This is a genomic window from Deltaproteobacteria bacterium (assembly GCA_021737785.1).
Lineage (GTDB): Bacteria > Desulfobacterota > DSM-4660 > Desulfatiglandales > Desulfatiglandaceae > AUK324.
Genome location: JAIPDI010000057.1, coordinates 1 through 23,220, shown reverse-complemented (window position 1 = coordinate 23,220; position 23,220 = coordinate 1). Strand labels below are relative to the sequence as shown.

Here is a 23,220-nt window from a genome sequence, read left to right as displayed (position 1 = left end):
CCGTCCTTGTCATCTAATCCTTGACCGTCACCTTGGTAATCACCACCGGCTCAACCGGGACGTTTGCCATGGACACACGGTTCCCGGTTTCAACCTTGGAGATGGCATCCACCACCTCCATCCCCTGGGTTACCTTTCCAAAAACCGTGTATCCCCATCCCTCAGGCGTCTTGCTCTTGTGGTTCAGGAAGGCGTTGTCCTTGGTGTTGATGAAAAACTGGGCCGTTGCACTGTGGGCGTCCTGGGTGCGCGCCATGGCCACGGTGCCCCGGTCATTCCTGAGGCCGTTATCGGCCTCGTTCTCGATGGACATCTCTGTCAGCTTCTCTTTCATCTTCGGGGTGAACCCACCGCCCTGGATCATGAAGTCGGGAATGACCCGATGGAAGATGGTGCCGTCGTAATGTCCCCATCGCGCATAGTTGAGGAAATTGGCCACCGTCTTAGGCGCTTCATCCGGATACAGTTCGAGCACAATGGTCCCCTTTGATGTTTCGATGGTGACCCGGGGTTTGTCGGACAAGGCCTGCCCCGCCCCTGCAAAAGCCCCGATGAAAAAAACGAGCACACATGAAAAAATCCCCAGCCTCATTTGCAAGCCTCCGATATTATTACTCCTTTTTTGTGCGTTGAAACTTGGGCCCGCATGAACCGTGACCCTTGATCGGGCGACCCTGAACCCCCGTCTCTACTGGACGTGAACATTGACCCAATCCATCCCCAACCAGGGCCCTAATGGGTTGCCACCCGGAGGAACCACCGCGAAATAAAACGTGTAGTCTCCTGAAACGAACGACATTTGAGGCAGCGCCAGGGGGGAAAGGGTAAATAGAGGATACTGGATGCACATATGGATCCCGGGTTGCCATCCGGTCGGGTACACATATGAATACCAGTCGGCCGGCGAGGCAAGGGGCGTGTGGACGGCTATCCACCAATCGGCAGTCTGTCCCGCCAGACCGCCCGGATTCATGCTCACCGTAATGGAGACCGGATCGCTTTGCGTTACGACTAAAGTGCCATCCTGGCCGTTCGCCTTGATGTCAGGGACAGGATTTGAAGGGGAGCCGCCCGCAAAGAGATTGTAATAGTAGTTGAGAAGGGGGACGAACTCCTCCGTGGCCTTTTGTTGCCCCTCCGTGTTCGGATGGCTGTCCCATTCATCAGTGGGATAGGCGGAAAAATTATAGGCTGTATTGGTCACATGCTGGATGGCCCCATTGTAATACCGGTGATGGTTGTCCTGGGCGGTCAGGACATTAAAATAGTCAAACACGCAGACATTCTGGTATGGATACCCCGATAACCAGTCATTGACCAGCCAGTTATTGAACGCCCGGGCATTCGCCGCCCGGTGCTCGGGCGTCTGGTAGTCCTCCCCGTAGGCATTTTGAGTCTGGGGCGGGGCGGTGATGACCACAAACAGCTTGTCCTGGCGGGTCTGAAAGTAGGTCAACAGGTTGTTGTAGACCGCCTTGGCATTGCTCACCGTATACTGGTCATTGGGTTCTGTCCCGGCTGGATCATCCGGATCTCCAAAAAGATCGGAATTGGGGAAACAGGACTTGAACATGATGATCTGGTTCTCCCCGCCCGGATCGGTCGCCAGACGCGACCAGGAACCGAATCCATCGATATTCTGATTGTTTTCTGCATACAGCGCCGTAAGGATCGTGGTACTGTTCAAACCGGTGAACCATTCGGGCCAGTTGGGGATGTCTGTACGGTCGCCGATGCCGTCAGGCCCCCAGCCGTAGTTGGTGGCGCTCACAAAATAGTTGTTGTTCATCAGAGCAGACCCGAGACCGCCGTAAGGTTGCTCCTCATTGGGATCGGCGAGCCAGTTCCCTCCGGTGGAGTGGTGAATGAAGATCAACTTCACCACAGATGCAGGGGGGGTGCTGTCTGCCGCACACATCCCCGGGCTGATGATCCAGGTTAATGCCGCTGTGATAAACGCCGCCACTATCAAGCCTCTTGCTTTCATGTCCCATCCCCCTGTCATTGTCTGTGAAGAACGCCACGGCATCCAGTTAACGCCGATCCCCCCATTGTCAAACATACGGCTAACGGTTGTCGGTTTTGACGGGTTCCAGGAAGCGGGTCACCGCAAGGCTGCCGACCCGGCTTCTGTAAATCGCATCCCTACTGGACCTGGACCTTCACAAAATCCATCCCGAGCCAGGGCCCTAATGGGTTGCCACCCGGAGGAACCACGGCGAAATAAAAGGTGTAGTCTCCTGAAACGAACGACATTTGAGGCAGCGCCAGGGTGGAGAGGCTAAATAGAGGATACTGGATGCACATATGGATCCCGGGTTGCCATCCGGTCGGGAACACATACGAATACCAGTTCGCCGGCGAGGCAAGGGGCGTGTGGACGGCTATCCACCAATCGGCGGTGCTCTGGGCCATGTCGCCCGGATTCATGCTCACCGTAATCGAGACCGGATCGCTTTGCGTAACGACTAAAGTGCCATCCTGGCCGTTCGCCTTGATGTCCGGCTTAGGGTCAGCATACTCATAAGCGCCCATGTCATACCCCGGACCCTGGGGCCGCGATGTCCCTCTGATATCCGTTGCCGGGGCATCCGTGGAGGTGCCCGTGTCAATGCAGGGAGACCCTTTTGTCAGACGATAGTCTCCTGTCCCCGTACTGACAAACAGCGGGTCTCTGTTATCCAGGTTACTTGGGTCAATGGAAAACGGGAGGACGATATCGGTTCCTGCCGCGCTTTGATCAAAGTCGTTGTTGAGCAGGCTCACCGGCGATGCAACGCCGTTTTCATTTTGATCGTTAAAGATACAAAGGTCATTCCCCTCATAATACCCGCTGTTGGCGTAGATAATGTTGTTGTGTATCTCGGCATTGTCCGAATCTTGGTCTAGCATGACCGTCAGACCTGCACCCAACCCTTCTGATAAGTTGGATGCGATGGTATTGTTGATGACCCGGATGGAGTCCCCTTCAACAAGGACGGCCCCGTGATACCACGTGGCGAAATTACCATAAAAAAGATTGTTGATCACGGATACGGAGCCGCCGGATGCATGTATGCCGCCGGCCGCACCGTCCGCGATGTTGTCCCTGATTACATTGGCCGTCAAAACAAGGGTGCCTTCGCCGTGGATGCTGGCGCCGCCGCCGTAGTAATCGCTATCGTTTCCATAGATCGTGTTATGGGAAAGCGTGATGGTTCCGCCTGAGGAAATATACATTCCCCCGCCGAACTCGGCGGCATGGTTGCCATAGGCGATGTTGTTGCTGACCGTCACATTCCCATTCCATGAGTCTATGCGCAGCCCGCCCCCCCGTTCGGCTGAACCATTTTGGAAGGTAATGCCGTCACACTCAAAATCAGCGTCCCCTTCGATAGTGATTCTCAAGATCGTCGCTGAAGAATTGCGTGACAGGACGGTATTCGAAGGGTTTAGGACCCTGGAGGAGCAGTCAGCCGTATATCCCCCCATGACGGCAAGGGCTTCCTGGGACTGATACGTGAAATTGCCGGTATAGGCCCCCTGTGCGATGTGTATCTCGTCCGCCTCGCCGTTGTCTTCCGCAGTGCCCAGCGCTGCATGGAGCTGACTGCTGTTGGTCACACAAAAAGTGGCTGCCTCGGCTGAATCGATGCCTTGATAAACAAAGGCCAGCCCAATTAGGATCACAAGGTACGGGATTTGTCGAAATCGATCTGTTTTCATTCTTGCCTCCCTCCTGACATGTTTTTTTTAGGTCCCCTTGAAGGTCCAAGATATTTCAATTAGGTGTGAGTATGTTGCCTGGCAAAAACAACCAAAAAGAGAAGGCTGAAAATTAGATTTTTTCACGTCATAACTTGATGCATTCGTAAAAAGTCGTCACCCCGTTGAAAAACGGGGTCCAGAGGTTTTTTAACTGATTGAATCCCGCTGTTGCGGGACTGGATTCCGGCTTTCGCCGGAATGACGAAAAATGACATTTCCTGACTTTTTACGAGACCATCATAACTTGACAGTCCAAAGATTTCACGTCATGCCGGACGTGATCCCCGCAAGTACGGGATCTTCGACCGACATCCAGGACATTTAAGTTATCAAAAAGACACTGGATTCCGGCTCCCGGATCGGAGTCCGGGACAAGCTTCGCCGGAATGACGGCCTGGAATTTATGCATTCAATAAAATCAATACATTACGAGAACTTTGGACTGTGGAGATCATAATATAAGTTCATTTTTCAGGTTAATATAGCTTAATGAGTATAAGGAAGATTGATACGGTGTGTCAATACAATCTCTTCCCGCCAAAGAGGACGAAAATCAATTTCCTTGTCTGTCCAACCATTCACGCTTTCAGGGAGAGGTCGTCATGGGCAACGGTAATCGGATAGGGGACCTGCCTGTCCGAGATGATGCGATTGACGGTTTCCTGCCACTGGGCCTGGTTGAGGGGGATGGGATAGGGATCCCCTCCGGCTGGGGGCCGCATCGGGTCTTTGGGTTCGTATTTCTTGAGAAAGCTGTTGGCCGGGTCGCCGGCAACCCTGTCCGCATCGCCCATGTGAACGAGGAAGGTCTCCTTTTTGGGTCTGAGACGTTTAATGAACCGGATGGCCCTTTGAAAACTCATGTGGTGGGGCCGATTATGCACAGGTTCATTGAGCCAGAAGGATTGAATCACCAGATAATCGGGTTCAAAGAGATCCGATGGCGGATCGGGGATGTCCGAGAAATCAGAGGTGTACACGATCCGTACGGTTTCCCCTGAAATGCCTTTGACCTTGAAAAGGAACCCCACCGACCCCTGTGCAAAAGGTCCGTGATAGGTGTCGAAGGGAAACACCTCAAACTCGCAGACGTTAACCCATTGCCCCGGCTCGATAGTGCAAACCCGGATGACCTCCATATCTTCCAGATAATCAAACCGCTTTCGTATCACCTGGTGACTTCTGGACGTAAGATAGACCGGTATGGGTTTGAATGCCCCCCGGGGCCTGTTCCTTTTGAATGCAAAAAGCTCGTCGAGACCGATGTAGTGGTCGCTGTGTTCATGGGTGATCAACACCCCATCGATCCTGTCGATGTTGTGTCTTGTCAGCTGGGACCTTGCATCCGGGCCGCAGTCCACCAGGAGTGTGGTCTGGTTCTTCAGGAGGAGGGAGGTGCGATCCCGCTTTTCCCCTTTTTGCCGCATCTCACGGCAGATGAGGCAGTCGCAGTTCAGTTCCGGGAGACCCCAGGCCGCGCCGGTTCCCAGGAATATCAAGTCCATACAAGCCATCTCCTTCCGGCAGTGGTCAGGGATTCAGTAACGACGTCTCGGGATAGACGGGTTTTGGTGCGGACGCCATATCCTTACTCCCGGAATCGTTACTCCTTTTAAAATTGCGGAGAGTGTGGTAAACTTTTTGGCTCATGTTGGAAAATGTCCTGAATGCAAAACAGTAACACGATCTGAATCGAAATCAAATGAGAATCATATTTTTTGCGGGGAAGGGCGGGGTCGGGAAGACCAGTGTGGCCGCCGCCACAGGGATCAAGGCGGCCCGTGCAGGCAAAAAGACCCTGGTCATGTCTCTGGATGTGGCCCACAGCCTTGCCGATATTTTTGACCTGGACAGGGGCCTGATTGACAAGAACCGAGGGAAACCGATCAAGGTGGGAAATACCCTCTGGATCCAGGAACTGGATATTCAGGAAGAGATCGAAAAGAACTGGGGGGATATCCACAAATACATCTCCACCCTCCTCAACACCACCGGGCTGGATGAGATCCTGGCCGAGGAACTGGCCATCCTGCCGGGGATGGAGGAGGTGAGTCTCCTCCTCTACATCAATCGGTATGTCCGGACAAAGAAATTCGATGTCATTCTTCTGGATTGCGCACCCACGGGCGAATCGCTCAGGTTCATCAGCATTCCAACCACCCTGGAATGGTACATAAAAAAGATATTCAAGATGGAAAAGGCCATTGCCAGGTATGCCCGTCCCATCGCCAAACGGCTGTACGATGTTCCCCTTCCGGGCGAAGACTACTTTGATGCCATTGAATTCCTGTTCCAGCGCCTGCAGGGGGTGGACGAGATCCTGGTGGATCCCAAGACAACAACGGTGCGTCTCGTCACCAATCCTGAAAAGATCGTACTCAAGGAAACCCAGCGGGCCTTCATGTATTTTTCTCTTTACAAAATGAGCATAGACGCCATTATCATGAATCGTATTCTTCCGGAGAGTATTCATGACGACTATTTTGAGGACTGGAGGGAGCGGCAGGGCGAATATATCCGGCAGGCAGAGGCGTATTTCAGCCCGATTCCCCTTTTTCCGGTAAATCTCTTCAGGGGAGAGATATTGGGGAAGGAAAGCCTCGCGTTGCTGGCTGATCAGATATACGGAGACAGGGACCCGCTGGAGCGGTTTTTTGACGGGCAGCCGTATTCTCTGGTCAAGGTCAACGGCAGGTACCAGTTGAAGATCAAGCTCCCCTTTATAGAGAAGAAGGATGTGGACCTCAATAAGGTGTCGGATGAACTGGTTATCCGTATCGGAGGCTTCAAGCGGCACATCCTCCTCCCCAGACAGGTGGCCTCCTCGACATCGGTCAGCGCCAAACTCGACGGGGCGGATCTGTCCATTGCGTTTGAACCTTGATGAAAGCGGTTGAATTGGAGGTAGCCATGGTCAAAACAAAAGATGAGACTCTGAACGAACAGATGATATGCCCGATCGGCAGGTTTTTTTCAAAACTTGAAAAGGCATCCCGGAGGAAATCCAAATTTACAGAACATCTGTCCCGGTCACGGATCGAGTTCCTCAAGGCCGTGAAATCCCTGATCGATGAAAAGATAGAAGACCTGGAGAAGGAGGGCGTTCCCCGGGGACAAAAAAAGGCCACCCGAATCAAGGTGGAATAGGGGCGGGTTGCTGGATGCTGGTTGCTGGTTGCTGGATGCTGGATACTTGATACTGGATGCTGGATGCTGGATACTGGATACTGGATACTGGATACTTGAAACTGGATGGGCGGATGGCGGATGGCTGAGTAGCGCAATCCCGCTTTCCAGCGGGACTTACCAGCTCAACAGCTTACCCGCTCACCCCGTGTTCTTGGGCCTGGCGCCTTACGCCTAAAAACTATTCACAACGAAAGAGAGGTTATAAATTCATTGGAAATTGTCGCCATCAAGGGATTCAGAGACATCCTTCCTGACGAGACACGGGTCTGGGAGTGGATTGAGGGCGAGGCGAGACGCGTTTTTGAGACCTTTGGCTTTCAGGAGATCAGGACCCCCATACTGGAGAAGACAGAACTCTTCAGCCGCGGCATCGGCCAGGAAACCGATATCGTATCCAAGGAGATGTACACTTTCCTTGACATCAAGGGGCGAAGCCTCACCCTGCGGCCGGAGGCCACCGCCTCAGTGGTGAGGGCCTATATCCAGAACAGGTCCTATCAGACCTACCCGGTGCAAAAATTATACAGCATCGGGCCGATGTTCCGGCATGAGCGGCCCCAGAAGGGACGCTTCAGGCAGTTTCATCAGATAAACGCCGAATTGTTCGGGGACCCGGGCCCCAGGAGTGATGCGGACATGATCGCCATGGCCGTTTTCCTGTTTCGGTCCATTGGGCTCGATGATGTGACCCTCAACCTCAACTCCCTCGGGTGTGCCGAGTGCCGGCCCAGGTTCCGGGAAGAGCTCAAGGATTTTCTGATGGACAAGAGGCCCCGGCTCTGTGAGGACTGTCAGCGACGGGCCGACGTCAACCCCCTCCGGGTCTTTGACTGCAAGGTGGACGCGTGTAAAGAGATGGTCTCTGACGCCCCCTCCATCGCCGGATTTCTCTGCGAGGCGTGCCGGGAACATTTCGGATCTCTCCAGGATGCCCTCCGCGACCTGGAGATCCCGTTTGTTTTGAATGACCGGCTTGTCAGGGGGCTTGATTACTACAACCGGACCACCTTTGAAATCCAGACAGAACGCCTCGGCGCACAGAACGCCGTTGCCGGCGGGGGCCGGTACGACGGTCTGGTGAAACTCCTGGGCGGGCCGGATCATCCTGCCATCGGATTTGCACTGGGCATGGAACGGGTGGTCGCCCTGATCGGAGACGACCATCCGCTTCAAGAGAGGCGTCCCGATCTCTTTATCGCCGCGTTGGGGGGGGCCGCTGCCAGGCTCGCCTTCAAATGGGCCGTGGACCTCCGGAGAAACGGCCTCTGGGTGGAAATCGATTATGGGTCGACAGGGCTTAAATCCCAGATGAAAAAGGCGGACCGGCTCGGGGCCGGACAGGTCCTGATGGTGGGCGAAAAAGAACTTGAGATCGGCAGGGGCGCACTGAGAAACATGCTCACCAAAGAACAAAGGGATGTGGAATTAAAAGATGCCGTAAACGTCTTAAAAGAAATTCTAAAGGATGAGAGAGAACGGGATGCCGGAAATTGATTCGTTAGGGAACTGGTTGCGCACACACGATTGCGGGGCCTTGAGGAAAGCGGACGCGGGCCGGGAAGTGACCCTCATGGGATGGGTCAACAGCAGGCGGGACCTGGGAAATCTGATTTTTATTGACCTTCGGGACAGGGAGGGGATCACCCAGGCGGTCTTTGATCCCCAGGTGAATCATCAAACCCATGAAAAGGCCCATGTGTTGAGAAATGAATGGGTCGTGGCCATCCAGGGAGAGGTGACGCCCCGGCTTCGGGGCCAGGAAAACAGCCAGATGCCGACCGGCGACATCGAGGTGATGGTGACCGGGATGAAGATCCTCAACCTCACCGAAACGCCCCCCTTCCAGGTGGACGGGGCCGTGGATGCCTCCGAGACCCTGAGATTGAAGTATCGCTATCTGGAACTGAGAAGGCCGCAGCTCTTCCGTAATTTCCGCAAACGCCACCAGATCGCCTCCTGCATCCGGCAATTCCTGGACCAAAAAGGGTTTATCGAGGTGGAAACGCCGATTCTCACCAGGAGCACACCCGAGGGGGCCAGGGATTATCTGGTCCCGAGCCGGGTCAGCAAGGGGATGTTTTATGCCCTCCCCCAATCGCCCCAGCTCTTCAAACAGCTTCTCATGGTGGCCGGGTTCGACCGCTACTACCAGATCGTCCGCTGCTTTCGGGACGAAGACCTCAGGGCCGACCGCCAGCCTGAATTTACCCAGGTGGACCTGGAGATGGCCTTTGTTGACGAAGACCGGGTCATGGACATTTTTGAAGGGATGATGGCCGAGCTGTTCCATAGGATCCTGGACCGGGAGATCCCCCTGCCCATTCAGCGTCTGACCTACCAGGAGGCCATGGACCGGTTCGGTACGGACCGGCCGGACCTGCGCTTCGGCATGGAGCTGCGGGATATCAGCGATTTGGCAGCGCAATCCGATTTCAGGGTCTTCAGGGAGGTGGTCGCCTCGGGGGGCGCGGTGAAGGCGATCCGGGTGGAAAAGGGGGGGCCTTCCTATTCCCGGAAAGGGCTGGACGACCTCACTAAGGTGGTGAAGACCGCCGGGGCAAAGGGTCTTTCCTGGATCAAGGTCGGCCCGCAAGGCTGGCAGTCCTCTCTGGCCAAGTTCTTCCAGGAGGGGGCGCAACACGCCCTCAACCAGAGGCTCGACGTCCGGCCGGAAGACCTGATCCTCATGGTGGCGGATCGGCCGGGAATCGTGAATCAGGCATTGGGGGCCCTGCGGCTGCAGGTGGCCCGGCAACAGGATCTGATCCCGCAAGAGGTCTATTCCTTTGTATGGATCACCCAGTTCCCCCTGTTTGAGTATGATGAGTCCGAAGGGAGGCTGGCCGCGGTCCATCACCCCTTTACCTCCCCCCTGGAAGAGGATCTGGACCTCCTCGCGGAAACGCCCGAACGGGTCAGGGCCAGGGCCTACGATCTGGTCTTAAACGGCTCGGAGATCGGCGGGGGGAGCATCCGGATTCACACCATGGCGGTTCAGGAAAGGATCTTCCATACCCTGGGGATCCCTCCTGAAGAGGCCCGGATGAAATTCGGGTTCCTGCTGGAGGCCCTTCGGTATGGCGCCCCTCCCCACGGCGGGATGGCCCTGGGATTCGACCGGCTGGTGGCCCTCATGACCGGGGTGCAATCGATCCGGGAGATCATCGCCTTTCCCAAAACCACCAGCGCAGCGTGTCTGATGACGGATGCCCCCTCCGGTGTGGACCCGCAACAGCTGAAGGAACTGGGGCTCGGCCTATACGCTGAAGACCCTAAGCCTTGACGTGTACGGGTTTTTTGGGTTCATCGCGGGCGTATTTCATCTCCCTGGTCCCCACACAGAGCGCGGGAACCAGTGCCAACTCCGGACGCCCACGGGCAACCCTTCTTCGCACGTTGCAGAGAAGTTACAGACAACGAGTCTAAGGCGGAAACCCTGCCACGCGCTCAATACTTTTTACCGGTCTTTCGGATTTTTCCTTGAAAAGGGAGATCCGATGTCTATTTTGCTTGACACCCAGGTTTCAATCAGGCATAAAACTCCGCTTAAGAAAATTTTAATTAATGCATACAGAAAGGATGTGGTCAAAATGGTTTGTTCAACTGTAAAAGAAGGTCAGGAGTGTTTCTTCATGTCCAAGAAAGGCTGCGGATTCAATGGCGGCAGCTGCCATATCATTATTGAGGCGTGCGAAGGCTGCCAGAAAGCCGCAGAATATCCCACCGGCAAATATTGTACGGTATCCCCTGATCCTGCCGCCAAGTGGCGTATGGGGGCCTGCAACATGGCGACCCATATTCAAGCATCTGCCAAAAAAGACGCCGCAAAGGTGAACCCGCTCAAGGCATCCAAGCGCGCGTCCCACTAAACTGTCCGGGCCACGGACAGATACAAAGGAACTCCCGGGTTTTATCTGGAAGGATTCATGACCGCCTCAAAGGCGGCCACGCAGTCCCTGTCCCATTTTGTCCCCGCATGAGTTTTCAAAATGTTGAGGGCCATATCCGGGGGTTTGCCCTTTTGATAGGGTCTATCGGTGGTCATGGCGTCAAAGGCATCGGCCACGGCCAGTATCTTGGCGCCTAACGGGATCTCTTTGTCCGCGAGACCGCAGGGATAGCCTTTGCCGTCGGGCCGTTCGTGGTGAGAGTGGACATAACTGAGGGCCGGTCCCAGGAAATCGAGGGCCTGGAGGATCTTGACCCCGGTGGCCGGATGACTCATGATCTCCTTGACCACGTCAGGGGGATTCCTGGCGGGATGGGGATTAAAGAGCCGGTCTGAAAATCCGATTTTACCGATATCGTGCAGGATCCCCCCCAATCGGACATATTCCACGTCCTCTTCTCCCATGCCCAACTCACGGGCGATCCGAACGGCCAGGCCGGCGACCCTTTCCGCATGGCCTTCGGTGTAGACATCCCGGGCCGCCAGGGCATTGGCCATGGCGGAAACCGAATTGATGGTGCTCTGCCGGATTTTTTCGTTCAACTCCTCGAGCTCTTTCACCATCAGTTCCAACCGGTACTCCCTGGCCTCCACCTTCACCATCATGAGGCCCATGGCCTCGGCAATGGCCCGCACCGGCTCGGGCTGATCCTCCCGGGTCAGTTCCATGATGTCGTTGGAGTATCTCCCCGCGGCGATCTCCTCGATGATCTCCAGTAACCGTTCAACAGACATTGTTCACCGTCCGGAAAAAAAAGTGGCTGAAGTGAGCTGAGCTGCATAGCTGTTGAGTCCCGCTGGAAAGCGGGATTCAGCTATCGGTCATGAGCCATGAGCGTATCCAGTATCCAGCATCAAGTATCAAGTATCAAGTATCCAGCATCCAGCATCCAGTTTCCCGCTAATCCCTCGTCATATAAACAAGAAACTCCCGGTTCCCCTTGGGTCCCAGGAGGGGAGAGGGGATATGCCCGTGAACCCGCCACCCCGAGTGTTCAAAAAACCGGGTCAGGTCCTCAATGACCCCCTGGTGAAGGAGAGGGTCCCGCACGACCCCCCCTTTGCCGACCTTCCCCTTTCCCACCTCGAATTGGGGCTTGATCAGCGCAATGATAAAGGCGTTTTCCCGAAGGAGCCGGGAAACAGGAGGGACAACCTGTTTGAGCGAGATAAACGAGACGTCAATGACCGCCCCATGGGCAAGGATGTTCAGACGTTCCGGTTCCAGGTACCGGATGTTTGTTTTTTCAAGGACTTCCACCCTCGGGTCCTGCCGGAGCGTCCAGTCCAGCTGGCCGTAGCCCACATCGATTGCCGTGACCCTGCCGGCACCGCGCTTGAGGAGACAGTCTGTAAACCCTCCGGTGGATGCCCCCACATCCAGCAGGGTGAGCGCCTGGACGCTTACTCGAAAGTGTTCGAGCGCGGCCTCCAGTTTCTGGCCGCCCCGGCTGACAAACGGCGGGCGGGACTCCTTGAGAGAGACGGCTGCCTGATCCGGCACAGGATGCCCGGGCTTGTCAACCCGCGTACCATCCACCAAAACGAGACCGGCCATGATCATGGCCTTTGCCTTTTCCCTGCTCCCGGCCAGGCCCCTGTCCACCAGAAGGCGGTCCAGTCTCCACCGGTCCTTTGCAGGGCGCTCGACACTCACAGCAGGCTTTTTGCCTCCCTCAGGATGCCGGCGCTGTCCAATCCGTATTTCGCCCTCAGGATATCCTGGGGGCCGTGCTCCACGAATTTGTCTGGAAGCCCGATCCTCCTGACGCGCACGTCTCTCAATCCCGCATCATTGAAAAGCTCCAGCAAGGCCCCGCCGAGTCCCCCCTGCCGGATGTTTTCCTCCACCGCCAGGACCCGGCCCGAGGCGGCCGCGATGTCCACCAGACTGCTGTCCAGCGGTTTGACAAACCGGCAGTTGACCACGCCCGCAGAAACCCCTTCTTTTTCCAAAACCGCCGCCGCCTCCAGGGAGGGGGCGACCATGCTCCCCAGGGCAAAGATCTGCAAGTCCTTCCCCTCCTTGAGGACCTCTGCTTGGCCGATCGGAAGCAGCTTGTACTCGGGATCTATGGCCGCGCCGACCCCTTTCCCCCGGGGGTATCGGATGGCCACAGGTCCGGGATGCTGCAGGGCCGTGTAGAGCATATGCCGCAATTCATTTTCGTCCTTGGGCGCCATGAAGGTCATATTGGGAAGGCTTCGCAGGTACGTAATATCAAAATGGCCGTGATGGGTGGGTCCGTCTTCTCCCACGAGCCCCCCCCTGTCAAGGGCGAACACCACCGGCAGATTGGTGAGGCAGACATCGTGGATAATCTGATCATAGGCCCTCTGGAGAAATGTGGAATAGATGGCCACCACCGGTTTGAACCCCTCGGTGGCAAGTCCCGCGGCAAAGGTCACGGCGTGCTGTTCCGCAATGCCCACATCCAGAAACCGTTCGGGAAAGGCCTGGGAAAATGCAGACAAACCGGTGCCCTCGGGCATGGCCGCGGTAACGGCAAACAGCTTGTCATCTTTTTGAGCCAGATCCACCATGGTGGCTCCGAATACGGAGGTATAGGAGGGAGACGTTCCAGGCTTGTTTTTGGGGGGCGTGCCCGTGGGGATCTCAAATGAGCCGACGCCGTGGAAATAGGCCGGGTCTTTTTCGGCAAAGGCATAGCCCTTCCCCTTCACTGTCAGGGCATGGACCAGGACAGGCCCCTCCAGGTTGGCGGCATTGGTGAAGGCCTCGATGAGCATGTCGAGACGGTGGCCCTGTATGGGGCCGATATATTTGAACTTGAAGGCCTCGAACATCATGCCCGGTGTAAAAAAGGTAATGAATGAGTCCTCGCCCTTGCGGACAAAACTCAGGATATTCTCCCCCACGCCCGGCAGGGACTTGATGAAATTCTCCAGGTCTTTCCTGAGATTGACGAACCGCCTGCCGGTCATCTTGCGGCTGATGAAGGAGGAGAAGGCGCCGACATTGGGGGCGATGGACATGGCATTATCGTTTAAGACGACGATCAGGTCCTTTTCGGTTTCCCCGGCCTGGTTAAGGCCTTCAAAGGCCATTCCAGCGGTCATGGAACCATCGCCGATCACCGATATCACCTTGCTCTTCTCCCCCTTGAGTTCCTTGGCCGTTGAGATCCCGAGACCCGCCGAGATGGAGGTGCTGCTGTGTCCGGTATCAAAGGTGTCGTAGGGGCTCTCAGATCTCTTGGGGAATCCGCTGATCCCTCCATAGGTCCGTAAGGTGTGAAACCGGTCTCTTCGGCCGGTAATCAGCTTGTGGGCATAGGCCTGATGTCCCACGTCCCAGATGATCTTGTCTTTCGGGGCGTCGAACACGTAGTGGAGGGCAAGGGCCAGCTCGACGGCCCCCAGACTGGGTGCCAGGTGGCCCCCGGTCTTGGAGGTGGTCTCGATGATCTGATGGCGGATTTCTCCTGCCAACCGCTGGAGTTCCTCAATGGAGAGCTGCTTCAGATCCGCAGGACTGTCGACGGTGTCCAGCAGCCGCTCTTTCGACTCAGATAGGGTCATTTTCTTCTCTCGATAATATATTGGGCAATCCGGCGAAGGGGGTCTGCCCTGCCGTCAAATTCCCGGAGTTGGTCTATGGCCCCCTGTACCAGTTCCCCCTGGATAAACTTGGATTGATCCAGGCCGAGGACTGCGGGATAGGTCATCTTACCCTTTTGTGCATCGGCCCCGGCCTGTTTGCCCATGGTTTCGCTGTCGCCTTCGATGTCCAGGATATCGTCCGAGATCTGAAAGGCGAGGCCGATTTTTTCCCCATAGGAGATGACGGCCTCTAACCGGGGGCCGTCAGCGCCTGCCAGTATAGCGCCGGAGGCCACGGATGCGGTGATCAAGGCGCCGGTCTTGTGGGAGTGCATGAAGTTTACCACCGCAAGGTCGGCCGGCCTCCCTTCCCATTGAATGTCAACGGCCTGGCCACCCACCATCCCCTGGTGCCCGGCGGCCCGGGCGATCATCCGGATCGCCTGAATCAGGGTACGGGGCGGGATCCGATCCGACATCTCCGGCGACGTCATGAAGCTGAAGGCCTCGGTCAACAGTCCGTCTCCTGCCAGAAGTGCCATCGGTTCCCCGAATACCTTGTGATTGGTCGGTTTGCCCCGCCTGAGATCGTCGTCATCCATCACAGGGAGGTCGTCATGGATCAGAGAATAGGTATGGATCAATTCCAGGGCGCAGGCCACAGGGAGGATGTCCCTTCCGGAACCCCCCACCGCTTCGGCCCCGGCCATGCAGAGGATCGGCCTCAGCCGCTTGCCCCCTGCAAAGAGGCTGTATCGCATGGCCTGTATGAGGTCGAAGGTAAGCCCCTCTGATTCAGGAAAATAGTCCTGCAGCGCGGCGTCCACCAGGCCCTTCTTTTCCGTAAGATATGCCTTGAGATCAAAACCCGCTTCAGAGGACATTATAACTCTCCGTTCAGATCAAAGGGCGCTTCACTCAATTTCCCGCCGCTTTCCTTTACCAGGAGTGTCACCTTTTTTTCCGCCGCCTCAAGTTCCCTGGAGCAGAACCCGGCCAGGTCCATCCCCTCTTCAAAGGCCTTCAGGGAATCGCTCAGGGAGAGATCCCCCCCCTCGAGCCCCTGAACAATCTCCTCCAACCGCTGCATTGCCTGTTCAAATTTTTTTTCGGCCATTGATCCCTCGTCTGAAACCGGAAGTATGCAAACGTGTTCAAAATTAACCATCCCATCTGATCTCTTATTACTTGAAAAACGGGAAAAATGCAAGCCCGCCTCTGGTCCGGTCAGGGGGGATAGGGGTACACGCCTTTTCCGGTTTTCCTCCCCAGATGACCCGCCCTGACCAGCCTGACCAGCAGCGGGCAGGGCCGGTATTTGTCTCCCAGTTCCCGGTGAAGGGTCTCCATGCAGGCCAGCATGATATCCAGGCCGAAGGCGTCTGCCGCGGCTAGGGGGCCCATGGGATAGCCCAGCCCCCGGGTGCAGCTCCGGTCGATCTCCTCTGCGGTGGCAAGGCCGGTTTCAAGAACGAAAAAGGCCTCGTTGACCATCGGAAGATAGAGGCGGTTGATGACAAAGCCGGGGGAGTCTGAAACCGTAACGGTCTCTTTGCCGCACGCGTGGAGAAAATCGATGACCGTGTCATGGGTCCGGTCTGAGGTGTCGGGCCCCCGAACGACCTCCACCAGCGGGGTCAGGGCGGCGGGAATCAGAAAATGGGTCCCGATGCATCGATCCCGGCGATGGGTGGCCGCTGCGATTTCAGCAATCCAGAGGGTGGAGGTGTTGCTGGCCAGAATGGCTGAATCAGGGGTTGCCTCGTCCAGGTTTCGGAAGATCCTTTTCTTGACCTCAATGTCTTCATAGACCGCCTCGATGACCAGGTCTGCATCTCTTGCAGCCTCCGCCATGTCTGTGCCGGTGGTGATCCGGGACAGGATTTTTTCCCGGGTTTCCCTCTCCATTTTACCCTTTTTTTCCTGCCCGTTCAGGAAGGCCTGAATACGCCGGGAACCTTTCTCTGCCAGATCCGGAGAGGTGTCCACCATGGCGGTGTCAACACCTGCCCCGGCGCAGACAATCCCGATCTGGCTCCCCATGGTTCCCATCCCGAGGACGCATACCTTTTTGATGTCCATTCAGATTCCCTTCCAATCACTGCTGCCATTGCCGGATCCCGTCCCCCTGACGGTCCCCCGTCCATATGCATCGGCCGCAGTCTACGGTTTGTCCTGCTCCAGGATCACCAGGGCGTCCACGGCCACGGGTTTGCTCCCCGAGATGATGACCGGATTGATGTCGATCTCCTTGACCGCATTGTTTTCGAGTCCGATCTGACCCACCTGGATCAGAATATTCGAGAACATATCCAGGTCGGCCGCCTCCATGCCGCGCACCGCCTCCAGGATCTTGTGCCCCTTGATATCGTGCATCATTTCCAGTGCATCCCGCTTTTCCAGGGGGGCCACACGGAAAGAGATATCCTTCAGGATCTCGGTAAATATGCCGCCCAGCCCGAACATGACGCATGGACCGAACTGGGGATCGCGGGTGAGACCGATGACCAGCTCCCTCTGGCCCTTGATCATCTCCTGGACCAGGACCGAAGCACCGGCGCCCATGTGGCCCGTGATCTCCTCAAAGGCCGCCTCCGCCTCCGCCTCATTTCTGATATCCACCTTTATGAGCCCTTTTTCCGTCTTGTGGGCGATCTCGGATGAGCACCCCTTCAACACCAGCGGAAAACCGATGTCGAGGACCGCACTCTTGAGTCCCTGGAGGTCGCTTGCCAGCACCTCCCGGGTTACCGGAATGCCGTAGGCAGAGAGGACCTGCTTGGATTCGTATTCTGAGAGTGTGGTTCGCCCTTGTTCCAACGCCTTTGCTATAATCTCCATTCGCTTCTCCTTTATGATCACGTCACCGGCTGCCCATCCACAGATTTCGTAGATTTCGCAGATACCAATTGCTGAATTCTCCAATTCCCCAATTTCCCAATCCCTAAATCCCTAAAGCGGATACCCGCAACCAATCCCGCCCAGGACTCACACAGAGACACACAAAGGATTTTTTTTGTGAAGAAACGGGAACATGCCCTTTTCTCTGTGTTCTTTGTGCCTCCGTGTGAGTCTATAAAATAAGGCGTACTGAGATACAAACAGATTTTCTTGTTTTTTGTTGCAGGGTTATCGGAAATAAGGTGCTAAATTCCCAAATCCAATTCAAACATCTGTTCCTTTATAACGCCCCCCCACTGTTCCACATCCCGGACCTCGGCCTTCCTGAACCCGTTGCGTTCGTAAATGGACTGGGCCTGATTCAGCCCCTTAAAGGTCCAGAGATAAATCCGTTTGTACCCTGCTGTCTTGCTGAAATCAACGGCTTTTGTAATCAGGGTCCTCCCGATGCCCTCTCCCTGGCGACGGGGATCCACGATATACCACCGCAGCCTGGCATCCCCGGTCCGGTCCCGGTCCCCGGCAATGGCGATGCATCCGGCAAGCGTTTCCCCTGACACGGCATTCCACAACCCGTCCCTTTTCTCATCAAAATGGGAAATGAAATCGGAGAGTTCACGAGACACCTGGGCCTCGAAGGAGTGATCTAGACCCCAGTGTTTCTTGTAATAGACCGCATGAAGGGTCGTTATCTGACCGATCACCCCCGGGAAATATCCGGTAATGTCTATTGAAGTCTTCATCATGATCCCCATTCACCCCCTGTGGTTGCGATGATTCCTCCCCCGCTGATGTTGGCGGACCTGCGCATAAACACTCAGGGCCCGCTCGACCGTGTCGAAAAACGGGACCCCGGCCCGACACAGGGGCCGGGAGAAATCCAGATCGAATCCCGGGATATCCACGGCAAGCAGAGGCTTCCCCGATCGTCTCCGGGTCTCGATCACGGAGGTAACGTATTGGTCGTTCAACTCCGGGGTCATTCCCCGCCCCACCGTCACGATCGCATCCACCCCCGGGTCTGCCGCCAGAATCTTGAGGGTCCGGGTATAGATGTCGATCTCCAGGGAGGCCGTGAGTCCCACATCCACGGGATTGGCCAGACTCGTGCCTGTGGGCGGAACGAATTCGGCCAGGGCGGAACGGGTGCCGGGAGACAGCTCCGCGATCCTGAGCCCGGTGTTTCCACAGGCCTCGGCAGCGGCCACGGCCAGTCCGCCCGGCCCTGAGATAACGGCGATCCGGTCCCCTGAACAGGAGGGGAGGAGTGAAAACCCCATGAGCGTATCCAGGAGGACATCGAGCCCTTTGACAGGGATGGCGCCTCCCTGCCGGACAATGGCCTCCCATATTTTTCGGGCGCCCCCCATGGCCCCGGTGTGGGAGGCGGCGGCCTTCTCTCCCTCCGGGGTCAGTCCCACCTTCCAGAGGATGACAGGCTTCTTCTTCGAAGCCCCTTTCAGGGCCTTTAAAAACAGGGATCCGTCCTTGATCCCCTCCAGATAGGCGCCGATGACCCGGGTCGCCGGATCGTCCGCCAGATACTCCAGGAGATCCGCTCCGGTCAGGTCGCATTCATTTCCCAGGCTGACCACCTTGCTGAAGCATATCCCCTTCCGGGGGCCGACGCGGCAGATGATATTTCCCAGGGAACCGCTGTGGGAGATGAATCCCACGGGCCCGGGGCGCCGGGAGAGTTCAGGGAAAAACGAGAGATGGGATTCGGGGCAATAGATCCCCATGCAGTTCGGCCCGAACAGCCGCATCCCCGAATCCCGGGCAATGGCGGTCAGCTCCGCTTCCAGGGCCTTTCCTTCATCGGTGCCGGTCTCCTTGTACCCGGCCGTAAAGAGCACGGCCCCTTTGACCCCCTTGGCAGCGCACTCCCTGACCACCGGGAGGGCGCTGGAATGGGGGACCAGGATAATGGCCAGATCCACGGGACCGGGGATGGCGGAAAGGGCGGGGTAGGCCGTGAGCCCGTCGATTTCACGGGCCTCGGGATGAACCGGGTAGATGGGGCCGGGGTAGCCCTGATCCTTGAGGGCCATAAGAAACAACTTCCCCGTCTTCATGCCCCGGGGCAGCCCCACGATGGCGATGGATTCCGGTTTGAAGATGCCGTCCAGTCGGGCTATCCGTTTCTGATGCTCATCCATGTCCTGGCAGTATCATCATACTATCTCTGTACCCATGACCCGCGGCCGAGGGGTGAGCGGCGGCCTGCGCGATGCCGGTGTATCAGACCGGCGGAAAGACGCCCCGGCGAATGAAACCGATTACGGGTGAACCGTGGTTTGATACGTCTCCCGGTCGATGACCACAATCCCCTTGTCCAGAAAATCCGTAATTATCCTGTCGTATGTCCTTCTATAATCCCCATCAAAGAAGATGTCCACGGTTTCCCGAAACCAGGACATCTGCACGAGGTAGTCAAAAAAGCCGTCCCGGCGAAATCCCTTCTTCATCATCAGAATATAGACGAGGATTTTTTTGATCTGATCGAGGCCCATGAGAGCGGGATCTTTGATGAATCTCTCCAGCCTGGCACGGGTTCGCGCCAGGGCCGCGCTGAAATCGGTGAACGCCGGCCCGTGCCCCGGGAATACCTTCCGGACCTTGAGCGGGGAGAGCCTGTCCAGGCTTTGAAGGGCCAGGAAGAGGCAGTTGTTGCCCTCGATCCGAGGTGTCAGCGCGCCGATGTCGCCGTCCCAGAGGGCGTCCCCGGAGATCAGGAATTCCTCTTCCGGGGCATACAGGGCGATGCCGCCGGAGGCATGCCCCGGGGTATGAATTACCTGGAGTTGAAGGTCGTCCAGTCTGAAACAGGCCCCGTGTTCGAGCGTGTCCGTGACGTGGTAGAAATCGGCCTCCTGGTCATAATACCGCCACCATGTGAACCAGTCGTTCCGGTGGTCCATGAAAAACTTCTCAACAGGGTGCATCATGATCCGGCAGCCGGTCTCCTGCTGGATCGTCCGATTGCCGCCGATATGGTCGCAATGACCGTGGGTGCCGATGATCATCCGGGTGTCCGCAATATTAAATCCGGTCTGTTCGATGAGCCGGAGGGTGGTTTCCAGATCGCCCTTATACCCCGTGTCGATCAAGGCCTTGGTGTGGCCGTCAAACACAAAATGGTTGCCGTTCAGCCATCCCCGCTGAATAAAGAAGAGGTCTTTTCTTATGGGAATAATCGTGTTCATAGGGTGACGGATTGCCGTTGAACCCGACAAGGGACGCCGACGATCTTCCCCGTCGATTGAAAAGACGGGACCACGGCGTGACTCCCGAGTAATGGTTGTCAGTCCCTTCCCCGCCAGTAATCCCTCAGCAGGCGGAGGGCCCGGACACTCTCCACCGGATCATTGAAAACCGGGAATGTGTTCAGCCGCTTGAAGTCCTCGATATGCCGCCTTTCAGCGAAAAAGCTGAGGGCGATCGGTTTGTTGTGCTCCCGGGAGAGTCTTGCGGCGAAATTCAACATCTGTTCGGGGGTGCCGATCCCGTCGCCGAACATCTTCACCATCTCAGGCTCGTACATGAACGAGAGGACGAGCCCGTCAATATCCTCCAGGGCCAGGCAGTGCTCCAGGGTGAATGCCAGTGCCCGGATGTCGTGGACGTCGCCGAAATCCATCGGGTTGGACATGCGGATGACCCCGGCCCTTCGGAATCCCTCGATCTTTTTCATGAGTTCGGGCGGAAGCGGCGGACAGGTGAAGCCGTATCGCTCGCACGCATCCCCCAGGATGACGGCAAAGCCGCCGGACATGGAGATGACCGCCAGCCGTTCCCCTTTGAGCGGAGGAAGCCGGAGGACCTTGGCGGCCAGGGTCATCTGGTGAAGGTCCTCCACCCGCACGATCCCGCCCTGTTTCAAGGCCCCGTCCACGACGGCGTCGTTGTTGGAAAGGGCCGCGGTGTGGGAATAGGCGATGTCCGATGCGGTCCTGCTCACGTTGGACTTGAAGACAACAAACGGTTTCGACGATTCCCTGGCCAGCCGTAGTAGTTCCCTCCCATCCTGAATGCTCTCGACGTACATGTGGATCTGTTCGGTCTCTTCATCCTGAAGGAGATATCTTACAAAATCGATCTCATCCAGGTCCAGTTTGTTGCCCACACTGATGACCTTTGAAAATCCGATATACTCTTCAGAAAAGCAGTAGGCCGACTGGGTGGTGACGCCCCCGCTCTGAACGATGATGCCCACCGGACCCTTTTTGAAGCGCCCGGGCTGCATCGGATTGAACGGCGTGGAAAGACCTGATCCGGGACAGATGACGCCGATGCAGTTGGGCCCGATGAATCGGATCTTGTAGCGTCCGGCCGCATCGATCATCTCCCTTTCCGCCTGACGCCCCGCTTCCCCCAGTTCCCGGAATCCGCCGGTGGAAATGACGGCCCGGACGATCCCCTTTTCACCGCAGATACGGAGTGTGTCCGCCACAAACCGGGCAGGGACCAGGATCACCGCCAGATCGATCCCCCCGGGCAAGGCCCAGGGATCGGAGATGATGGTCTTTCCGTGCACCGTCCCCGACTCGCGCCCCACCGGATAGATCGCCCCCTTGTAACCGAATTCCAGGGACTGGCCCACGATATTCTTGGCCAGATTCCTGGAATGGTCGGCCACGCCGAAGACGGCGATGCTGGAAGGATAGAAAAATCGGTTCATCCCGGATTCCCCATATGGTTCGAGATCTGCCGGGCCGTTTCCACGACCTGTTGTCCCAGATCCGCGATATCGTCTCTTTCGAGGCTGAAGATGGTGGCTGCGACCCCGATGCAGCCGGCCAGGTGCTTCCGGTGGTCATAGATGGGGGCCACGACCCGCCTCACTCCTTTTCGCAATTCCTGATCCTCCAACGCATACCCTTTTTCCATGATCCCTTTCAGCTCCTCTTCAAGCCGGTCCGTCCGGGTAATGGTCTGTTCCGTGACCGGGGGGAGGCCGATGGCCGAGAGGACCTTGTGCCGCTTGTCCGCGGCCATGTGCGCCAGATAGACCTTTCCCACGGCCACCGCATGAAAATAGGGATAGGCGCTCCCGATGCGCGTGTAGAGGCGGATCCCCTCGGAGCCTTCGATCTGCTCGATGAGGATGAGCTGATCCCGGTCCAGGGTGGTAAGTTCCACGGTCTTGTGGGTCGCCTCTGCCAGCCCCTCCATGAACGGCCTGGCCACCGACCGGAGCCGGATGTTGTCCTGAAGCCGGTTTCCGAGATAGAGGAGCTTCATGCCCAGCCGGTAACCGCCCCTTTTGCCGGCCTTGTCCACGATGCCCCGGTCGCACAGGGTGTTCAATATCCGGATGAGCGACTGCCTGGGGATCGTCAGCCGGGTCAGGATCTCCGAAAGGGAGACCTCCCTCTCACAGATTGCCAACAGCTCGATGATATCGAGGGCCCGGTTTACGGCCGGGGCATGCGCTGACCCTTTTTGCTCCATTTTGAAATACCATATATGGTAACGCAAAGTTTACAGATGATATTAATTTTCTATCCATCCCCTTGTCAAGCGCCAATTCCCGCGGATGCCGTCTGCCCCGCCCTGATTGGGCTGATTCGATTCCTTCGCGTTCACAGGTCGGGGAGATGAAGGACCCAGGGAAGGACGCTCCGGCCGGCGATTCTCTTGTGGGAGAGGCTTTCAGCCCCGGACAATTTTACCCTTCTCTTGTCTTCTTGTGGGAGAGGCTTCCAAGCCTCGACGATGTTACCATTCATTTGTGCTCCTGTCGGAGAGAACTTTCCAAGTCCGACGATATTCCCGATCTCTTGTGCTGTTGTGGAAGGAGTTTCTAAACCGCACAGTGTTGTCATTCTCTTGGGGGAGAGCATTTCCAAATATGGACACTGTTTCCC

22 protein-coding genes are annotated in these 23,220 nt (G+C 56.7%); 5 read left to right on the top strand and 17 right to left on the bottom strand.

Going from position 1 to position 23,220, the window contains the following annotated elements; translation table 11 throughout:
• Positions 1-13: 13 nt before the first annotated feature.
• From K9N21_20755 to K9N21_20740, 4 genes are all read right to left on the bottom strand, one after another.
• Positions 14-598 (bottom strand): peptidyl-prolyl cis-trans isomerase, encoded by a 585-nt coding sequence (locus K9N21_20755; protein MCF8146344.1) that lies wholly within the window; start codon positions 596-598, stop codon positions 14-16.
• Positions 599-688: 90 nt separating this feature from the next.
• Entirely contained in the window at positions 689-1,987 is a 1,299-nt protein-coding gene (locus tag K9N21_20750) for a hypothetical protein (GenBank protein MCF8146343.1), read from the bottom strand.
• Positions 1,988-2,145: 158 nt separating this feature from the next.
• A complete protein-coding gene (locus K9N21_20745; protein MCF8146342.1) occupies positions 2,146-3,705 on the bottom strand; it encodes a right-handed parallel beta-helix repeat-containing protein in 1,560 nt (519 codons plus the stop codon).
• Between the two features lie 620 nt (positions 3,706-4,325).
• Positions 4,326-5,252 (bottom strand): MBL fold metallo-hydrolase, encoded by a 927-nt coding sequence (locus K9N21_20740; GenBank protein ID MCF8146341.1) that lies wholly within the window; start codon positions 5,250-5,252, stop codon positions 4,326-4,328.
• Between the two features lie 197 nt (positions 5,253-5,449).
• On the opposite strand from K9N21_20740, the gene K9N21_20735 reads away from it, so the two are divergent.
• The 5 genes from K9N21_20735 (at position 5,450) to K9N21_20715 (ending at position 10,805) form a co-directional block, all read left to right on the top strand.
• The gene (locus K9N21_20735) at positions 5,450-6,631 is read left to right on the top strand and encodes a TRC40/GET3/ArsA family transport-energizing ATPase (GenBank protein ID MCF8146340.1); all 1,182 of its coding nucleotides are present in this window, start codon (positions 5,450-5,452) and stop codon (positions 6,629-6,631) included.
• A 26-nt stretch (positions 6,632-6,657) separates the two neighbouring features.
• Positions 6,658-6,894, top strand: a complete 237-nt coding sequence (locus tag K9N21_20730) for a hypothetical protein (GenBank protein MCF8146339.1) — start codon at positions 6,658-6,660, stop codon at positions 6,892-6,894.
• 252 nt (positions 6,895-7,146) lie between these two features.
• Positions 7,147-8,430: a histidine--tRNA ligase gene (gene hisS, locus K9N21_20725; protein MCF8146338.1), complete on the top strand. Its 1,284-nt coding sequence runs from the start codon at positions 7,147-7,149 to the stop codon at positions 8,428-8,430.
• A complete protein-coding gene (gene aspS / locus K9N21_20720) occupies positions 8,417-10,219 on the top strand; it encodes an aspartate--tRNA ligase (GenBank protein MCF8146337.1) in 1,803 nt (600 codons plus the stop codon). Before hisS ends, aspS begins: the two co-directional genes overlap by 14 nt.
• A gap of 307 nt (positions 10,220-10,526) precedes the next feature.
• Positions 10,527-10,805, top strand: coding sequence for a PxxKW family cysteine-rich protein (locus tag K9N21_20715; GenBank protein ID MCF8146336.1), 279 nt, complete (start codon positions 10,527-10,529; stop codon positions 10,803-10,805).
• Positions 10,806-10,846: 41 nt separating this feature from the next.
• Here the strand turns inward: K9N21_20715 and K9N21_20710 are convergent, their stop codons facing one another.
• From K9N21_20710 to K9N21_20650, 13 genes are all read right to left on the bottom strand, one after another.
• Positions 10,847-11,620, bottom strand: coding sequence for an HD domain-containing protein (locus K9N21_20710; protein MCF8146335.1), 774 nt, complete (start codon positions 11,618-11,620; stop codon positions 10,847-10,849).
• 166 nt (positions 11,621-11,786) lie between these two features.
• Positions 11,787-12,542: a TlyA family RNA methyltransferase gene (locus tag K9N21_20705; GenBank protein ID MCF8146334.1), complete on the bottom strand. Its 756-nt coding sequence runs from the start codon at positions 12,540-12,542 to the stop codon at positions 11,787-11,789.
• Positions 12,539-14,428, bottom strand: a complete 1,890-nt coding sequence (dxs, locus tag K9N21_20700; protein ID MCF8146333.1) for a 1-deoxy-D-xylulose-5-phosphate synthase — start codon at positions 14,426-14,428, stop codon at positions 12,539-12,541. The genes K9N21_20705 and dxs overlap by 4 nt, the downstream gene beginning before the upstream one ends.
• Complete coding sequence (locus tag K9N21_20695; GenBank protein MCF8146332.1) at positions 14,425-15,333, bottom strand: polyprenyl synthetase family protein; 909 nt, start codon at positions 15,331-15,333, stop codon at positions 14,425-14,427. The genes dxs and K9N21_20695 overlap by 4 nt, the downstream gene beginning before the upstream one ends.
• Complete coding sequence (gene xseB / locus K9N21_20690; protein MCF8146331.1) at positions 15,333-15,566, bottom strand: exodeoxyribonuclease VII small subunit; 234 nt, start codon at positions 15,564-15,566, stop codon at positions 15,333-15,335. Before xseB ends, K9N21_20695 begins: the two co-directional genes overlap by 1 nt.
• 110 nt (positions 15,567-15,676) lie before the next feature.
• Positions 15,677-16,531, bottom strand: a complete 855-nt coding sequence (locus tag K9N21_20685) for a 3-hydroxybutyryl-CoA dehydrogenase (GenBank protein MCF8146330.1) — start codon at positions 16,529-16,531, stop codon at positions 15,677-15,679.
• Positions 16,532-16,612: 81 nt separating this feature from the next.
• Positions 16,613-17,290, bottom strand: a complete 678-nt coding sequence (locus K9N21_20680; protein ID MCF8146329.1) for an acetate--CoA ligase family protein — start codon at positions 17,288-17,290, stop codon at positions 16,613-16,615.
• A 305-nt stretch (positions 17,291-17,595) separates the two neighbouring features.
• Entirely contained in the window at positions 17,596-18,105 is a 510-nt protein-coding gene (locus K9N21_20675; protein ID MCF8146328.1) for a GNAT family N-acetyltransferase, read from the bottom strand.
• Positions 18,106-19,509 carry an acetate--CoA ligase family protein gene (locus tag K9N21_20670; GenBank protein ID MCF8146327.1) on the bottom strand — a complete coding sequence of 468 codons (1,404 nt, stop codon included), beginning with the start codon at positions 19,507-19,509 and terminating at the stop codon, positions 18,106-18,108.
• A 120-nt stretch (positions 19,510-19,629) separates the two neighbouring features.
• Positions 19,630-20,556 carry an MBL fold metallo-hydrolase gene (locus tag K9N21_20665; GenBank protein MCF8146326.1) on the bottom strand — a complete coding sequence of 309 codons (927 nt, stop codon included), beginning with the start codon at positions 20,554-20,556 and terminating at the stop codon, positions 19,630-19,632.
• A 98-nt stretch (positions 20,557-20,654) separates the two neighbouring features.
• A complete protein-coding gene (locus K9N21_20660) occupies positions 20,655-22,031 on the bottom strand; it encodes a CoA-binding protein (GenBank protein ID MCF8146325.1) in 1,377 nt (458 codons plus the stop codon).
• Entirely contained in the window at positions 22,028-22,804 is a 777-nt protein-coding gene (locus tag K9N21_20655) for an IclR family transcriptional regulator (GenBank protein ID MCF8146324.1), read from the bottom strand. The genes K9N21_20660 and K9N21_20655 overlap by 4 nt, the downstream gene beginning before the upstream one ends.
• Positions 22,805-22,935: 131 nt before the next feature.
• The coding region (locus K9N21_20650; protein MCF8146323.1) for a hypothetical protein at positions 22,936-23,220 on the bottom strand (285 nt) is incomplete at its 5' end.

Coding starts and splice junctions, on each gene's coding strand:
- K9N21_20750 (MCF8146343.1), bottom strand. CDS start 1,987: ATGAAAGCAAGAGGCTTGATAGTGGCGGCGTTTATCACAGCGGCATTA.
- K9N21_20745 (MCF8146342.1), bottom strand. CDS start 3,705: ATGAAAACAGATCGATTTCGACAAATCCCGTACCTTGTGATCCTAATT.
- K9N21_20740 (MCF8146341.1), bottom strand. CDS start 5,252: ATGGACTTGATATTCCTGGGAACCGGCGCGGCCTGGGGTCTCCCGGAA.
- K9N21_20735 (MCF8146340.1), top strand. CDS start 5,450: ATGAGAATCATATTTTTTGCGGGGAAGGGCGGGGTCGGGAAGACCAGT.
- K9N21_20730 (MCF8146339.1), top strand. CDS start 6,658: ATGGTCAAAACAAAAGATGAGACTCTGAACGAACAGATGATATGCCCG.
- aspS (MCF8146337.1), top strand. CDS start 8,417: ATGCCGGAAATTGATTCGTTAGGGAACTGGTTGCGCACACACGATTGC.
- K9N21_20715 (MCF8146336.1), top strand. CDS start 10,527: ATGGTTTGTTCAACTGTAAAAGAAGGTCAGGAGTGTTTCTTCATGTCC.
- K9N21_20710 (MCF8146335.1), bottom strand. CDS start 11,620: ATGTCTGTTGAACGGTTACTGGAGATCATCGAGGAGATCGCCGCGGGG.
- dxs (MCF8146333.1), bottom strand. CDS start 14,428: ATGACCCTATCTGAGTCGAAAGAGCGGCTGCTGGACACCGTCGACAGT.
- K9N21_20695 (MCF8146332.1), bottom strand. CDS start 15,333: ATGTCCTCTGAAGCGGGTTTTGATCTCAAGGCATATCTTACGGAAAAG.
- xseB (MCF8146331.1), bottom strand. CDS start 15,566: ATGGCCGAAAAAAAATTTGAACAGGCAATGCAGCGGTTGGAGGAGATT.
- K9N21_20685 (MCF8146330.1), bottom strand. CDS start 16,531: ATGGACATCAAAAAGGTATGCGTCCTCGGGATGGGAACCATGGGGAGC.
- K9N21_20680 (MCF8146329.1), bottom strand. CDS start 17,290: ATGGAGATTATAGCAAAGGCGTTGGAACAAGGGCGAACCACACTCTCA.
- K9N21_20675 (MCF8146328.1), bottom strand. CDS start 18,105: ATGGGGATCATGATGAAGACTTCAATAGACATTACCGGATATTTCCCG.
- K9N21_20670 (MCF8146327.1), bottom strand. CDS start 19,509: ATGGATGAGCATCAGAAACGGATAGCCCGACTGGACGGCATCTTCAAA.
- K9N21_20665 (MCF8146326.1), bottom strand. CDS start 20,556: ATGAACACGATTATTCCCATAAGAAAAGACCTCTTCTTTATTCAGCGG.
- K9N21_20660 (MCF8146325.1), bottom strand. CDS start 22,031: ATGAACCGATTTTTCTATCCTTCCAGCATCGCCGTCTTCGGCGTGGCC.
- K9N21_20655 (MCF8146324.1), bottom strand. CDS start 22,804: ATGGAGCAAAAAGGGTCAGCGCATGCCCCGGCCGTAAACCGGGCCCTC.